Source organism: Hydrotalea lipotrueae, assembly GCF_019249625.1.
Taxonomy (GTDB): domain Bacteria; phylum Bacteroidota; class Bacteroidia; order Chitinophagales; family Chitinophagaceae; genus Hydrotalea; species Hydrotalea flava.
On sequence record NZ_JAESDL010000019.1, the window covers coordinates 12,319 to 26,779 of the forward strand.

A 14,461-nucleotide genomic window follows, 5' to 3' on the forward strand; every position below is an offset into this window, starting at 1 on the left:
ATTGCCAATAGCAGGGGGCGACAGTCCGCAATTCAACTGCGGAACTTTATTCAGCCACATATCCGGCTGACGTATTTCAATTAAGATGTTTATCATTTTCTGTACTTTTATTTTTTTAATCAACTTCGGCAGCCAGCTTGACGGGTGCTATTGCCCCGCCTTCGGCAATACCTACCGTTGTAGGCAAGGCGTGACCAACACTAACACTTTGAAAAAATATGACTTGTAAATTTTGCGGACAACCAGCAGGCTTTTTGAGAAGCGTTCATAAAGAATGTGAGCTTGCTCATTCAAATGCACTGATTTCTATTCCTAATGAAATAAGCAAATCAATTACCTCGACATCTGACTTTTCCAATCTTAGCAATGAAGTTGCAGCCATTGCAAAGACTGGATTTATCAATCAGACTGAGTTGAATGAGTTATACACTTTAGGATTTGACAAAGCAGTAGAAACCTTTCTTGACGATGGAATTATTTCTAAGGAAGAAGAAGAGAAAATTTCTAACTATAAAAAATATTTCGACCTTGACCAGAACCTTCTTAATAAAAATGGTTCTTTTGAAAAAGTTGCAAAGGGACTAATACTCAAGGATATTTCTCAAGGGAAATTACCAGAGAATAGATTGAATATCTCGGGCAATTCTCCATTTCTATTAGACAAAGGAGAAACTCTCATTTGGATTTTTCAGACCGTAGAGTTTTATGAGCAGAGAAGTAAAACTACATTTGAAGGGAAAAGCCAAGGAATTAGCATTAAGATTGCAAAAGGAGTTTATTATCGAACTGGACAATTCAAAGGCAATCCAGTTACAACAACACAAATGACATTAATTGCGAATGGCATGTTTGCCCTGACAAATAAAAATATCTACTTTGCTTCTGCGTCAAAAAGTATTAAAATTCCTTATGCTAAACTAATTTCAATGACACAATATTCAGACGGCATTGGACTTCAAAAAGACGGAGCAAGTGCGAAACCGCAAATATTTAAAGGGTTGGACGGGTGGTTTACATATAATATAATATCGAACTTAAAAAATGTTTGATTCCCCTGCCTACAACAAAAATATTTGCAAAAGCAGGGCTTGACAATGTAACATCAGCTATGTGCAAGCATCAGCACCGGTTTCAACTCGACGTTCAATTTCCAGCTTTAGTTCATAACTTCAACAACATATTTTCAAATGAGCATCTGTACCGGGCTGGACAATCAATGAATTCCCTGCCTTCGCAAATACTCGAACGTTGTACGTCACCCTACTACACACAGCGCAACTGTTGACACATTCTGAAACCTTGCCGACGCTGCCCCACGCTATTTTTAGCACATTGCAAGGCGCACAAATCAACAGCACAAAAGCCAACCTTGCAAAGAGCTAAAAATGCCAACGAACAATCTGCCCACCGAGGACGCAATCATCATTTATGAGTCTTCCTATTTTTTTGTTACCGGTTACGACTTAAAAAATTCGAGACGAAGGTTGATTATTGATTGTATTGCACTTTGTAGGCAATTACCTGATTTGTTCTAAATGAAGGAACATACAGCGTTTTTGTTTTGCTGTTAAAGCTAATATCGTTGGACATAATTCCATTTGCACGGGTATCTAACAAAATCTGTTTTGTTCCATCTGCTTTAACATGGTAAAGGATGCCTCGATAGTTACTGATGATAAACTCATTTTCGGCAAGTATCACAATACCGTCAAGGCCACTTTCAAAACCGTCCGCAATGGTGGTGACCGATTTACTGGCATTCACTTTTAAAAAGCTGGTCGAAGTGACAACATACAAGTCGGTGCCAACCGTCAACAAACCGTTTGCACCGGGCAGGCTTTCGAGGTAAACGGCGGGCTTGTTGCCTTCAATCCGGTACACCTTACCGGCACGAGTATCGGTCACGTAGATTGTTCCTTTTGTATCTATTGCCAAGTCGTTCAACATGACAGCGCCTTCTACCGGAATGCGTTTTACCACCTTTGCGGTTTTAACGTCAACGACAGCCACCGCTGCTGTTTCTGCTGTATAAAGCAACCCGTTGTACAAAGCCGAGCCTTTATTGGATGAGAGCCCGGTTACCCAATCCTTCTGTATAATTCTTCCGGCGGTATCCATCCGGACGATGGCACCCGCATTCATGCTGGAGGCATACAGCGTGTTTGATGCCGAATCATAAAGAACGGACTCCGGCCCTTTCAGGGTAAGCGAATCGGACTCCCAAACCTTTTCCAAAGCAATCTTTTTCGTTAACCGGAGGGGCCTTGCAAGCCTTGAAAAGGTAAGTGACCCCATTTTCCAGCCGTCTTTTTCTTTCAGGTACACCTCTGTAACCATGAACGGATTGGCCACTTCATTTCCCCCCACCACAGCCACCAGGTCAATGTCGTTTAGCAAAATTGCCGTGTTGCCAATCAGGTTCACAGTCATCGAATAAACCTGCGCTTTCTTGTACCAAATGCTGCCACTTTTGATGACCGCCAGTTCCTGGTCTTTTCCCCAACTTCCACTCATGTGTACGAACATGGATTTTTCATGAAACAAGGTTGACAGGGGTTCCATCTTTTTATCGGCCATCCAGGCCCATTTGGCGTTTGACAGGTTGATGAGTTCCTGTTCTGCCTTAGTGTATTTCTTCTTTGAAGTGCTGTCCTGTGCTGATTGTGCAAAGGCGGATGGTACACTGGCCAGTAAAAGAAACAGCCCAACGAGAGATGATTTCATGTGTATCGATTCTTTTCGTTTAAAAATCGTTCTTTCCAAATTATTTTTTTAGGGGTGCTTCCACGCCGGAGAAAGCCAATACCGCATCCGGCAGGCGCTGCCCTTTGATTTCAATGGCTCTAACTGCTGCGTTTAACGCTGTCAGTTCATCGGCCGTAAATTTTATGGCGTGGGCACCGCTGTTCTGTTTCATGTGCGCCATACTGGTTGTTCCGGGTATGGGAACAATCCACGGCTTTTGTGCCATTAACCAGGCAAGGGCAATCTGTGCCGGAGCAGCCCCTTTGCGCTCCGCCCAAGTCTTTATCAAATCCACCAGCTTTAAATTTTGGGGCAAATTTTCCGGTGCGTATCTCGAGGTGCTTGCCCGTATGTCGCCGGGAGCAAATCTTGTGTTAGCATCTATCCATCCGGTCAGCAATTGGCAAGCGAGCGGCCACCAGGGAACAAAGCCAATGCCTAACTCTTCGCATAGCGGCATCACCTCCTTCTCCGGCCCCCGCCAAATCATCGAGTATTCGTTTTGTATGGCTGTCAGCGGCAGAGTGGCATGAGCCCGCCGAATTGTTTGCAGCCCCGGCTCGGATAATCCCCAATGCAACACCTTGCCTGCATCTATCAGGTCTTTTACGGCACCGGCAACGTCCTCAATCGGAACGTCAGGGTCAACCCGGTGCTGATACAGCAAATCAATACGGTCGGTACGGAGCCGTTTGAGTGAACCCTCAACGGCAAGCTTGATGTGCGCAGGCTTGCTATTGAGCCCGGGAAGCCGCCTTCCGGTTTCGAGGTCAATGTTCCAGCCAAATTTGGAAGTAATTACCACTTTGTCCCGAAAGGATTGAATGGCCTCACCCAGTATCCGTTCGTTTTCGTGCGGGCCGTAGGCTTCGGCACAATCAAAAAACGTGATGCCTTGGTCGTAAGCAGCCCGTAGAATTTCTATCATTTCCTGACGGTAGGGCACAAGCGTATTGTATTGGCGATGCATGTTCTGCACGCCCATTCCAATGCTGGAAACTTCGAGCTTCCCAAGCTTGCGTTTGTCCGAAAGCTTCGCCGGTTGATTGCCAGACATACCAGTTTGGCTGGTTGCTGGCACAGAACAAGCGGTGGGCAGCAAGGCCCCACCTGCAAGCACTAAGCCGGTTTTGAAAAGGTCACGGCGGTTGAAACCGGTTGCTTTTTGATTTGTATTATCCATGTAGGTTTCCTTAATGAGATTTATGATACCTGGTAAAGTTCAATCAATAGCCTAATTGCTATTGCGCAAAGGTTACCTTAATTATCCTGACCACTTGTATACAGATTACGGTTTTACATACCATTATTGCTGATTGGGGAATGCGCATCAATGAAAGGCTCAGGAAAACAGTAGTTTTAAACTTTGAAAATGGAATTTTATGGAAAACATAAGACGGTTCGAGACAATTAATGATTATAACATCTTCAACCAAAAAGAAACGTTGCATCCGCTGGTAAGCGTTATCGATATGTCGAAGGCGGCGCCAAGGCAAGCCTCCAATATGTACTTTGGCTTTTACACTGTTTTCTTAAAAGATGTGAAATGTGGTGACCTGCGATACGGCAGAGCAATGTATGATTACCAAGAAGGGACGCTGGTCTTTATTGCGCCGGGTCAGGTTGTTACTGTTGACAGCAATGGCGAAACCTACCAACCCAAAGGGCATGCATTGGTTTTTCATCCTGACTTAATATACGGCACTTCTCTTGGCCGGCATATACAGGATTATACGTTCTTTTCCTATCAATCAAATGAAGCACTGCACTTGTCAGAGCGGGAAAGAAAAATTGTGTTGGATTGTTTTTCCAAGATAGAATACGAACTGGAGCATTCCGTTGACAAGCACAGCAAACGGTTGATTGTTTCCAATATCGAAATGTTGTTAAATTATTGCATCCGGTTTTACGACCGCCAGTTCATTACTCGTGATAATGTGCACAAAGGAATATTGGAAAGATTTGAGCAGTTGTTGACCGTGTATTATCAGTCCGATAAGCCACAAACGATTGGTTTGCCTTCCGTTGCCTATTTTGCAAGGGAACTGAATTTATCAGCAAGTTATTTTGGCGACCTGATAAAAAGGGAAACGGGCAAAACAGCCCAAGAGTATATACAAACAAAGGTGATTGACGTAGCGAAAGAAAAGGTGTTTGACAAAAGCAAATCACTTAGCGAAATAGCGTATGAGCTTGGGTTTAGGTATCCGCAGCACTTTACCCGGCTGTTTAAGCAAAAGGTTGGTCAATCACCGAATGAATATCGGGGTTCATCAAATTAGCCGACGCACCAAGTCAGGCTCTTTTGCAAGGCGCACAAAGCCGACACACATAAGCTAACCTTGCAAAAGAGCCTGCCTTGTTCCGACGCTTCCGGGACACACCCTGCCACGGTAGACACAGACTAAAAATTTGAAGTGACAAGACAAAGGGCGAACATACAACAAAAGGTTTGCCGCAAGTCTGGCGGACGTAATAACAATCGGCTGTTGTACTACTATCATCTAATATCGGGCTTGACCGAATTCTATTTGGCTTTTAGTTGTTAACTTCAACTTTAGTATTTCAATCGGCTTCAGTTGCCAGGCGGACAGCTATAAAATACCAGCCCTGCGGCAAGCCTCGAACGTTGTAAGCAACCCTATTGCAACACTCTAATAATCTGGAGCGACAAAAGGGAACAAATTCAACGGACATGAAAACGCAAAATCATCAACTGCTACGAGAACATAGTCCACCACAAACAATAAAATATTATTCGAAAATCAAATCAAACGTTATGAAACTTATTTATTTTTTTATTGTTGCGATTTTGCTGTCTTTTTCATGCCGCAAAAATTCACCTGAATTTTTTAGTGGTAATGTAGACCGAGGAATCAACGGATGTTCAGGAAGTACAGGATTTGTTTATATTATAAAGTATTCAGATCAAAATAACAGAGAAGACAGCTTATCTACACTGACTCTGCCCACTCAATTTAAATTGTCAGGAACAAAAATTAAGTTTCAAATGAGAGATTTAAACAACACAGATGAAATAATGTTTTGTAACGCTATGATTACGCCACCGAAACAAAAAGTTATTTATAACGTAAAATCACAGTAACATGAGACAAAAATTATTTGCTCTTGTCGTAATATCATTTCTGCTTTGCATTCATAGTAATGCGCAAAAATATTTTTATTCAAGGAACACAAAAGTCTTTCTTTCAGAAGACACGACTACAATAATAATAAAAGGAACACAAAAAGCATCTTATAATCGAATAGCAACTCTTCTCCATGATAAACTTATACTCTTTGATACGACAGCATTAAAAGATTTGGCACTAATAAAATTCAATACACCTTTGGTAAAATATCAGAATTTAAACTTACTTAAATCAGATACGGGCATTCTTTATATTTCAAACCTTTTGAAAGGGGGGAATGTTCCATACATCACAACAGGTGAAATTTTGTTATTACCAAAAGAAGGCGCAAATGTATCTGCATTACTGAGCAGCCTGAATTTAGCAACTAAAATTCAATCATCTGGTAAAGCCTTTGATATAACAGTATTGAAAATTGTAGAAGGAGAAGATGTTTTTGCAATTGCAAACAAAATTTATGAAAGTGGGCAGGTAAAGTGGTGTCATCCAAACTTTTTTGTACCTATAGAACATTCTACAAATGACCCTTTGTATGCACAACAATTTTATTTAAAAAACACAGGACAAGGTGGAGGTACTGCGGGCATTGATATTAACGTGGAACCAGCATGGAATATAACCAAAGGCAGTTCCTCAATTAAGGTTGCCGTCATTGATGACGGTGTTGAAGACATATCAGGAAGGGTGTTGAATGGTCATACTCCAAGAGACCCAACTGGAAATGGACATCCAACAAATGCAGCAGGTATTGGACATGGCGAGGCATGTGCAGGTATTATTGCAGCAACTCAAGACAATAGTATTGGCATTGCGGGCATAGCACCTAATTGTATGATTGTTCCTGTAAACATTTTTTATGGCGGTGAAACTACATTAGATATTGCAAACGCTATTAATTGGGCTTGGAACCAAGGTCAGGCTGATGTATTAAGTTCAACTTTCGGCAGCAGTTTCGGCTGGACGTTCACTAATCGGCTTTTGTAATAACCATTGCAACATATCTTTATTCATCTGCAGTTCCCGGCTGACGAATATAAAATCCCGGCACAGCAGCAAGCCGTTTTCCGTAAGCTGCGATATTCGGTGGACATCCCCTAACAGTTTCTGGAAAATTTTAAGTTTCACTTTCGGACAACTTTTTGTATCTTCGCTTTGTGGACAAAAAACAAAAGAAACGAACCATTATTTTTTACAAGAAATACTTTGAGGACTTCTTTGTAAAGCAGCGTGACAAGGTAAAGGAGAAAATCGTTTGGACGTTTGACCTGATTGAAGAAATAGATAAAGTACCTGAAACTTATCTTAAACACATAGAGGGTACCGATGGGCTTTACGAAATTCGTGTTCAGTCAGGCAACGACATTTTTCGCATCTTTTGCTTTTTTGACCAGGGACAACTTGTGGTGCTTGCTAACGGTTTTCAAAAGAAAACACAAAAGACACCGAAACAAGAAATTGATAAAGCACTTAAAATTAAAAAAGAGTATGAAAGCGAAAAAAAGTAACATCATCACACTTGACCAGTTCAAGGACAAACATTATGGCAAACGTGGGACAGCAAAACGTGAACAATTGGAAGCTGGTTATGAAAACTTTAAAATCGGCGTTTTGCTACATGAAGCAAGACTTGAAAAAGGTTTGACACAGGAAGAACTTGCTGAAAAGGTCGGGACAACAAAATCATACATTTCAAAAATTGAAAACGACGTGAAGGAAGTTCGCATCTCAACGTTGCAAAAAATTGTAGAAGTTGGGTTAGGTGGACAAGTACAATTATCCATCAAACTCTGAAGAATAAAACCGCAGCTAACAGTGCATTTGCAATAGCATGGCTGGACATTGGAGCAATCGGCGGCAAATCATTTTTTAGCTTTAGTTTCGGCAGACATTACGCTGTTGAGCATTAGTTCATACCTTCAACTTCAGTTTTACAATTAAGCATTTGTTCCCGGCTGACAGTTCGCTATTGCCATGCCATCGCAAATGCCTTAACGTTGTAGGCAAGCGGTCAGACCGTTCACAGTTGACGTTGCCTACCTGTTTTTTAAATTTCCTTCATTGTTGGGTGACAAGACAAACTAAATGCTTATGGATAATTATCCACAATATGCCAGATATGTTTATGATGCGGCACATAGACGTGGACTTCTGATTGATAGAACAGTAATCTTAGAGCGTCAAATGGATGAATATATTTCTCATCGCTTTTGCAGTGACGAAGATGCTCGCATTGACCTTTTATCATTGATTATTTCTTCAAGAAGAATGACAGCAAAAGACAAAGTGGAGGTTTTGTTGGCTTTGTTAAAGAAACACGACGCCGAGTTTTACAAAACACATACTGGTATCAAAACAACCTTTGAGACTATTCTTGCTACACGCAATATGTATGCTCACCAAATGCTCGACACCAGAACTGAAACGGTAAATGCGTATGACGGGAACATTATCACTTTTCTTAACTTATCAAACCCAAACGACTTTGTTACTCATTCGAAAAAAGAGCTTGAAGAAGTTATGGAGAAAATAACTAAGCTAACCAATCTTCTAAATATGCTAAATCAAAGCAGGAAACAACAATAGTCTTCCCCTCTGGACTTGCCAGACATAGTAAATCTATGATACAAGGGGAAGAGACTCGAAGTTTACAAGACGTTTTAACCAAATATCGAACTTGCGTCTAATATTGGATATTTATAGACCAAATTTATGAAATATTCTTATTACATAGACAATGGCTATGAGCCTATCTTCCGACAAATCAAAGAGCTTTTCGGTTCGGTCTGACCAAACGCCATGCCTACAACAGGGTCTTGTTGCTATTGGCATTTGATTATTGAATTGAGTTGCTTAAATTTATGCCAACAGCAACAAGACCCGGAACGTTGGCGGTCATTCCCCATTTTCCGAAACAAAAATAATTTCTGGTGCTAACGGGAATTCACGGTTTGGATTTTCCTCAATAATTTTAAAGCGACTCTTTGCAAGACCCTTTTAAGCATTGGTGCATCAAAGCCCGTGCGTCATTCTGGTTGGAATGTAAAATCCGGGTGTACTAAGCACCGGGATGTGATAATTTCAGTGGTGCCCCCTTGTGGAGAGCCCGTTCAGAATAATTACAAGTCAAAGCTACATTCCCTTAGAGTCATTTTAAAATATTTTATTATGACAAACAAAAAACTGAAGATGGATATTATCCATCCGCACGCTGCCGGTATTGATATCGGCAGCCGTTCTCATTTTGTAGCGGTAGGCCAGGATGAAAATGATGTCAAAGAATTTGGCGTTTATGCCGATGACCTCACTCAAATCTGCTTACATCTAAAACAACACTACATTACCTCTGTTGCTATGGAAAGTACCGGAAGCTACTGGCAAAACCTCTACGTGGAATTAATCAAACACAGCTTTGAAGTAGTGCTTTGCAATGGTAAATTCACCCGAAACATCAAAGGCAAAAAGAGCGATGTAAAAGATGCCCGCTGGATACAAAAACTCCATAGCATTGGACTGCTCACCGGCAGTTTTTTGCCCGACGAAACTACCGAAGTATTAAGAACCTACTGCCGGCAGCGGCAGAACTGGCAGGACTTATCAGTAGAAGCTACCCATAAAATGCAAAAGTATTTAAAGCTCCTTAACTTCAGGCTTGATGTCGTCGTTCGGGATGTATGCGGCCTTACCGAGTTAAAAATTATTGAAGATATATGCAAAGGAAACCTGGATGCTGCTTCGCTTGCCAAACACCGCCACTTTAATTGCCGCAAAAGTGAAGAGGAAATTACAAAAGCGCTAAAAGGAAATAACCGGCAGGACTATTTATTCGGGCTACGCCAGGAATACGATGCCTACCTGTTTATCCAAAATAAAATGCTTGAATGCGAAAAGCAAATCAGCAGCTTTCTCCAACAACAAATCAACAGCAGCCCGAAAAAGAAAAAACTTCAGGCCCCGGAAAAGAAACATAAGCGGCTCAACAAAAATGCTATTACCGGTATTGACCTTAACCAGGCAGCCTGTCAATATTTTGAAGGAGTGGACTTATTCACAATAGAAGGGCTTGGGCATGCTACTGTACTAAGCATCATCAGCGAAGTGGGACCGGATGGCTTTACTAAATTTGAAACAGCCAAACATTTTACTTCCTGGCTCAGGTTGGCTCCCAACAATAAAGTAAGCGGGGGCAAGCTACTCAGCACCAAAACTCCCAAAGGAAGCAACCGGTTAAAAATAGCATTGCGTAATGCTGCCAATGCTATCGGAAATTTAAAAGACACACATCTGTCTAACTTTTTTAAAAGAGTTTGTTACCGAAAAGGCAGAACCGTAGCCGTCAGCGCCACAGCCAGAAAGCTGGCTGTCATCATCTGGAATATGGTAGTCAAAAAAATTCCTTATCAGCCACCCACACATTATCTTTTCCTCGATGAAAAAAGAAAGCTCGGCCTGGTTAAACGCATTCGAAAACAAATAGATAAATTTGGACTGACTAATGATGACCTGGGGCTTTTAACAACTTAAACGATTTCTACGTTAGTCAGAATATTATGAAGAACCTTATAGTCATAGCAGCCTTACTTTTTACTGCCATTTCATATGGACAAAATGAACGACTCGAAGATTACGGCATTAGGCATTTGCAGACAGTTTATAGAGACGACACCGTTGACATTTTGATTAAGTCCAAAAAAGGTGAAGAACAAAAAAGAAAACCTTTATTTCTTTTTTGTCAGGGCAGTTTGCCTATTCCCCTGATAATAAAGTATGACGATAATGGCAAAAAAGGAATTTATCCTGTATTTGTTTTCAATCCAGACAGTTTAGCTAATGAATATCATTTAGCTGTAATCAGCAAACCTTATGTTCCATTAATTGCTGACCAAAAATCTTTAAATACTGATTTAACCTATAAAGACAGTATGGGTAAATTTCCAAAAAAGTATATTGAACGCAACTTACTTGATTATTATGTTGACCGAGACATCGCTGTAATTAAATTTCTTCAAAGCCAATCTTGGATTTCAAATAATAAATTAGTTGTTGCCGGGCATTCAGAAGGAAGTACAATTGCCGCTAAAATTGCTTATAGTTTTCCGAAAGTAACTCAACTCATTTATTCAGGTGGCAATCCATTTGGACGCATTGTAACTATAGTAGAACAACAAAGAGCTTTTGAAAATGACACAACAAAATATGGTGAGCAAGTGTTTGACAATTGGAAAAATATTATAGATGACCCAACAAATATGCAAGCTTCACAAGGTGACGCCTATAAAGCAACTTATCAGTTTTCTATTCCACCGCCACTGACTTATTTAGAAAAATTAAAAATACCAGTGCTTATTACTTATGGAACGAAAGATTACAGTTCTCCATTTAATGATTATTTCAGAGTAAAAATGATAGAGCAGAAAAAGACAAATTTCAACTTTAAGGCATACATTGGAGTAGAACATAATTTCTTCCCATTAAAAGCTAATGGTGAAACTAATTTTGACCTTTTTAATTGGGACAAAGTTGCTGACGATTGGCGACAGTGGTTAATGCGACAATAAATACGAACGCACAACAAAAGTATTTGCAAAAGCAGGGCTGGACAATGTAACATCAGCTATGTGCAAACATCAACTGTGGTTCGGGCTCGACGTTCAATATTCAGCTTTAGTTCATAACTTCAACAACATATTTTCAAATGAGCATCTGTACCGGGCTGGACAATCAATGAATTCCCTGCCTTCGCAAATACTCGAACGTTGCACGCCATTTTTCGTGACACCCTAAAAATACTAAGATTTTTGGCATTCGGGGACAAAGGCTTTATATTTGTACAAACAGGACAATATTATGGAGATAAGAACAGATTTATTCTTAGGCGACAGCAAAACGATGCTCAAAAAACTTCCTGACAACTCTGTTGATCTCATCGTGACATCTCCCCCATACGCAGACCAGCGTAAAGGAACATATGGCGGCATCCATCCTGACAAATACGTTGAATGGTTTCTTCCAATAACAAAGGAACTTCTTAGGGTTTTAAAACCGACTGGAACTTTTATCCTGAATATAAAAGAAAAGGTTGTTGAAGGTGAACGCAGCACCTATGTAATAGAATTAATTCTTGAAATGCGTAAACAAGGTTGGCTATGGACAGAGGAATTTATTTGGCACAAAAAGAACTGTTACCCTGGCAAATGGCCTAATCGTTTTCGTGACGCATGGGAAAGGCTTCTTCAATTTAACAAGGATAAGAAGTTCAAAATGTATCAAGAAGAAGTAATGGTTCCAATGGGCGATTGGGCTAAATCAAGGCTTAAAAATCTAAGCGACACAGATAAAATAAGAGACAACTCAAAAGTTGGTAGCGGTTTCGGTAAAAACATTTCAAACTGGTTGACAAGAGAAAAAGCGTTTCCAACAAACGTTTTACATTTAGCGACTGAGTGCAGCAATAAAAATCATAGTGCTGCTTTTCCTGAAGAACTTCCTGAATGGTTTATGAAACTGTTTACAAAAGAAAAAGATACAGTTCTTGACCCATTTATGGGTTCAGGAACAACGGTATTGGTTGCAAACAGAATGAAACGACACTCAATTGGTATTGACATCGTTCCTGAATACTATGACATGGTTAAAGAACAAGTTAAGCCAGTGGAATTATATTTATTAGAGCCGACAGTAAAATATGAAACAGCTAAATCTAAAAGACGTTACGCAGTACGTTGAAGAAAACATTGGAACCTTTCACCAAAAAAGAATTGCCGGACTGAATGATTTGAAGTTGAAGAAGGTCTTGGGAAAGAAAAATCCTTATCTCTTCAAAGCAAAATACATTCTCACGGCGCAGGATATTATAAAAAGTTTGACCGATGCTTTTATTTCATCACAGGAAGAAACAATTTTCGGTGATTGGCTTGAAGGACTTGCGATTTTTATCAATGGTAAAGTATATGATGGTCGCAAGTCTGGCATTCCCGGCATAGACTTAGAGTTTGATAAAGATGGCATTCGCTACATTGTAACAATAAAATCCGGCCCAAATTGGGGCAACAGTTCACAAATAGGCAAAATGCGGGCAGACTTCAAAACTGCACAGAAAACACTTCGTACAAGTAATTCACAACTGAACATTACAGCAGTAAACGGTTGCTGTTACGGCAGGGACAACAATCCAGATAAAGGCGACTATTTCAAATATTGTGGTCAAAAATTTTGGGAGTTTGTATCAGGCGACACAGACCTTTACACAAAAATCATTGAGCCATTAGGTCATCAAGCTAAAGAACGGAATGACGACTTCATCCAATCATATTCGCAAATGATAAACAAATTTACAAAGGAATTTGCGGACACTTTTTGCATGGACAACGGTTCAATAGATTGGGATAAACTTGTACGCTTTAATTCAGCGACCTTTGCTCCGAAAAAATAAAACGGCGTGCAACAAAAGGTTTGGCAAAAAACTGGCTGACGGAGCGCAACTTCAACTGTATGTTCTCTATTCAGCAGCAGTTATCGGCTGGACTCTATAAATTTGGCGGCATCAATAACAATGAACTTTTAATTATAAATTTAGCAGCGGTTCGGGCTGGACGAATTTCAAATACCAGTTCTTCGCCAATCCCTGAACGTTGGCTGCAAGGCTAAAGCGACCAGTATGAAAATTTGTAAACTCTGCGGACTTCCCAAAGTATTAATAAAAAAATCGCATATCATTCCTGACTTTATGTACAAGGGAATGTTTGACGAAAACCATAAACTTGTTCTACAACCGTTTAGACAGGGGACTGTTGAAAATTGGGAAATTAAAAAACCTTCAGACGGAGAATACGAAGGTGGGTTACTGTGCGACGAATGTGATAATGCTCTTTTAGGTCACTACTATGAAGATTATGCAAGTCGTGCAATGTATGGAGGACAACTTTTAGCAAGTGAATGCCCGACATTTCAAAAGTGTATTAGCCAGCATGGAATTGGGTTTATTAAATGTGAGCGACTAAACTACCATAAATACAAACTGTTTCTTTTATCAATACTTTGGCGAGCAAGTATTTCGACAAGACCTTTTTTTAGTGAAATCAAGTTAGACCCAATTCATGAAGAAGAAATACGGAAAATGATTTTAACCAAAGATGGAGGCGATGTATCAAAATACCCTATTTTCATTTTATCTTATTCCAATAATTTAAACTTGCCTAAACAACTAATAGCACAACCAAGACAAATAGCGACGACCGATGAATTACAAACGTATTCTTTCATGATAAATGGATATTTTTATTTCTTTTATCTTAACAAATCGGAAACTGTATTGCCACATTATGTAACTGCTGAAACTATTAAGCCAAACAACGAACTTAATGTAATAATTATTCCAGAGGATAAAGGGACTAATTTTATTTTTGGACAGTTCGGAATAAAGCCCTGACAGCCAACAAAAGGTTTGGCAATATGGCTGCTTGACGTTGTAAACATCAACAGCAGTTCGCTATTCAACTTCTGTTCGGGCTCGACGAATATCGCCTAGCAACAGAATAAAACATCAACACCTTATCTTTGTTCAGCAC

Annotated in this window: 15 protein-coding genes; 13 read left to right on the forward strand and 2 right to left on the reverse strand. The window is 40.2% G+C overall.

The features are described from left to right. Positions 1–218: 218 nt before the first annotated feature. Positions 219–1,049: a hypothetical protein gene (locus tag JK139_RS11295; protein ID WP_074419105.1), complete on the forward strand. Its 831-nt coding sequence runs from the start codon at positions 219–221 to the stop codon at positions 1,047–1,049. 439 nt (positions 1,050–1,488) lie between these two features. Here the strand turns inward: JK139_RS11295 and JK139_RS11300 are convergent, their stop codons facing one another. Next, complete coding sequence (locus JK139_RS11300; RefSeq protein WP_074419106.1) at positions 1,489–2,724, reverse strand: DUF4440 domain-containing protein; 1,236 nt, start codon at positions 2,722–2,724, stop codon at positions 1,489–1,491. Positions 2,725–2,764: 40 nt separating this feature from the next. Further along, positions 2,765–3,928 carry an aldo/keto reductase gene (locus JK139_RS11305; RefSeq protein WP_074419107.1) on the reverse strand — a complete coding sequence of 388 codons (1,164 nt, stop codon included), beginning with the start codon at positions 3,926–3,928 and terminating at the stop codon, positions 2,765–2,767. A 199-nt stretch (positions 3,929–4,127) separates the two neighbouring features. Here JK139_RS11305 and JK139_RS11310 point away from each other — a divergent pair, with 199 nt between their 5' ends. From JK139_RS11310 to JK139_RS11365, 12 genes are all read left to right on the forward strand, one after another. Beyond that, on the forward strand, positions 4,128–5,027 hold the full coding sequence (locus JK139_RS11310; protein WP_074419108.1) for a helix-turn-helix domain-containing protein: 900 nt from the start codon (positions 4,128–4,130) through the stop codon (positions 5,025–5,027). A gap of 497 nt (positions 5,028–5,524) precedes the next feature. Next, positions 5,525–5,851 carry a hypothetical protein gene (locus tag JK139_RS11315; RefSeq protein ID WP_143439101.1) on the forward strand — a complete coding sequence of 109 codons (327 nt, stop codon included), beginning with the start codon at positions 5,525–5,527 and terminating at the stop codon, positions 5,849–5,851. Position 5,852: 1 nt separating this feature from the next. Next, complete coding sequence (locus JK139_RS11320; RefSeq protein WP_081298635.1) at positions 5,853–6,881, forward strand: S8 family serine peptidase; 1,029 nt, start codon at positions 5,853–5,855, stop codon at positions 6,879–6,881. 170 nt (positions 6,882–7,051) lie between these two features. After that, entirely contained in the window at positions 7,052–7,402 is a 351-nt protein-coding gene (locus tag JK139_RS11325) for a type II toxin-antitoxin system RelE/ParE family toxin (RefSeq protein ID WP_074419111.1), read from the forward strand. Beyond that, positions 7,383–7,688, forward strand: coding sequence for a helix-turn-helix domain-containing protein (locus JK139_RS11330; RefSeq protein ID WP_074419112.1), 306 nt, complete (start codon positions 7,383–7,385; stop codon positions 7,686–7,688). The genes JK139_RS11325 and JK139_RS11330 overlap by 20 nt, the downstream gene beginning before the upstream one ends. 297 nt (positions 7,689–7,985) lie before the next feature. Next, on the forward strand, positions 7,986–8,480 hold the full coding sequence (locus JK139_RS11335; protein WP_141676729.1) for a hypothetical protein: 495 nt from the start codon (positions 7,986–7,988) through the stop codon (positions 8,478–8,480). A gap of 582 nt (positions 8,481–9,062) precedes the next feature. After that, complete coding sequence (locus JK139_RS11340) at positions 9,063–10,418, forward strand: IS110 family RNA-guided transposase (RefSeq protein ID WP_074419113.1); 1,356 nt, start codon at positions 9,063–9,065, stop codon at positions 10,416–10,418. A gap of 26 nt (positions 10,419–10,444) precedes the next feature. Beyond that, on the forward strand, positions 10,445–11,452 hold the full coding sequence (locus JK139_RS11345) for a dienelactone hydrolase family protein (protein ID WP_074419114.1): 1,008 nt from the start codon (positions 10,445–10,447) through the stop codon (positions 11,450–11,452). Between the two features lie 289 nt (positions 11,453–11,741). Continuing rightward, positions 11,742–12,620 carry a DNA-methyltransferase gene (locus tag JK139_RS11350; RefSeq protein WP_074417600.1) on the forward strand — a complete coding sequence of 293 codons (879 nt, stop codon included), beginning with the start codon at positions 11,742–11,744 and terminating at the stop codon, positions 12,618–12,620. Beyond that, positions 12,580–13,326 carry a PmeII family type II restriction endonuclease gene (locus JK139_RS11355; protein WP_074417601.1) on the forward strand — a complete coding sequence of 249 codons (747 nt, stop codon included), beginning with the start codon at positions 12,580–12,582 and terminating at the stop codon, positions 13,324–13,326. The genes JK139_RS11350 and JK139_RS11355 overlap by 41 nt, the downstream gene beginning before the upstream one ends. 20 nt (positions 13,327–13,346) lie before the next feature. After that, positions 13,347–13,541, forward strand: a complete 195-nt coding sequence (locus tag JK139_RS11360) for a hypothetical protein (RefSeq protein WP_074419115.1) — start codon at positions 13,347–13,349, stop codon at positions 13,539–13,541. 10 nt (positions 13,542–13,551) lie between these two features. Continuing rightward, the gene (locus tag JK139_RS11365) at positions 13,552–14,322 is read left to right on the forward strand and encodes a hypothetical protein (protein WP_074419116.1); all 771 of its coding nucleotides are present in this window, start codon (positions 13,552–13,554) and stop codon (positions 14,320–14,322) included. Positions 14,323–14,461: the final 139 nt, after the last annotated feature.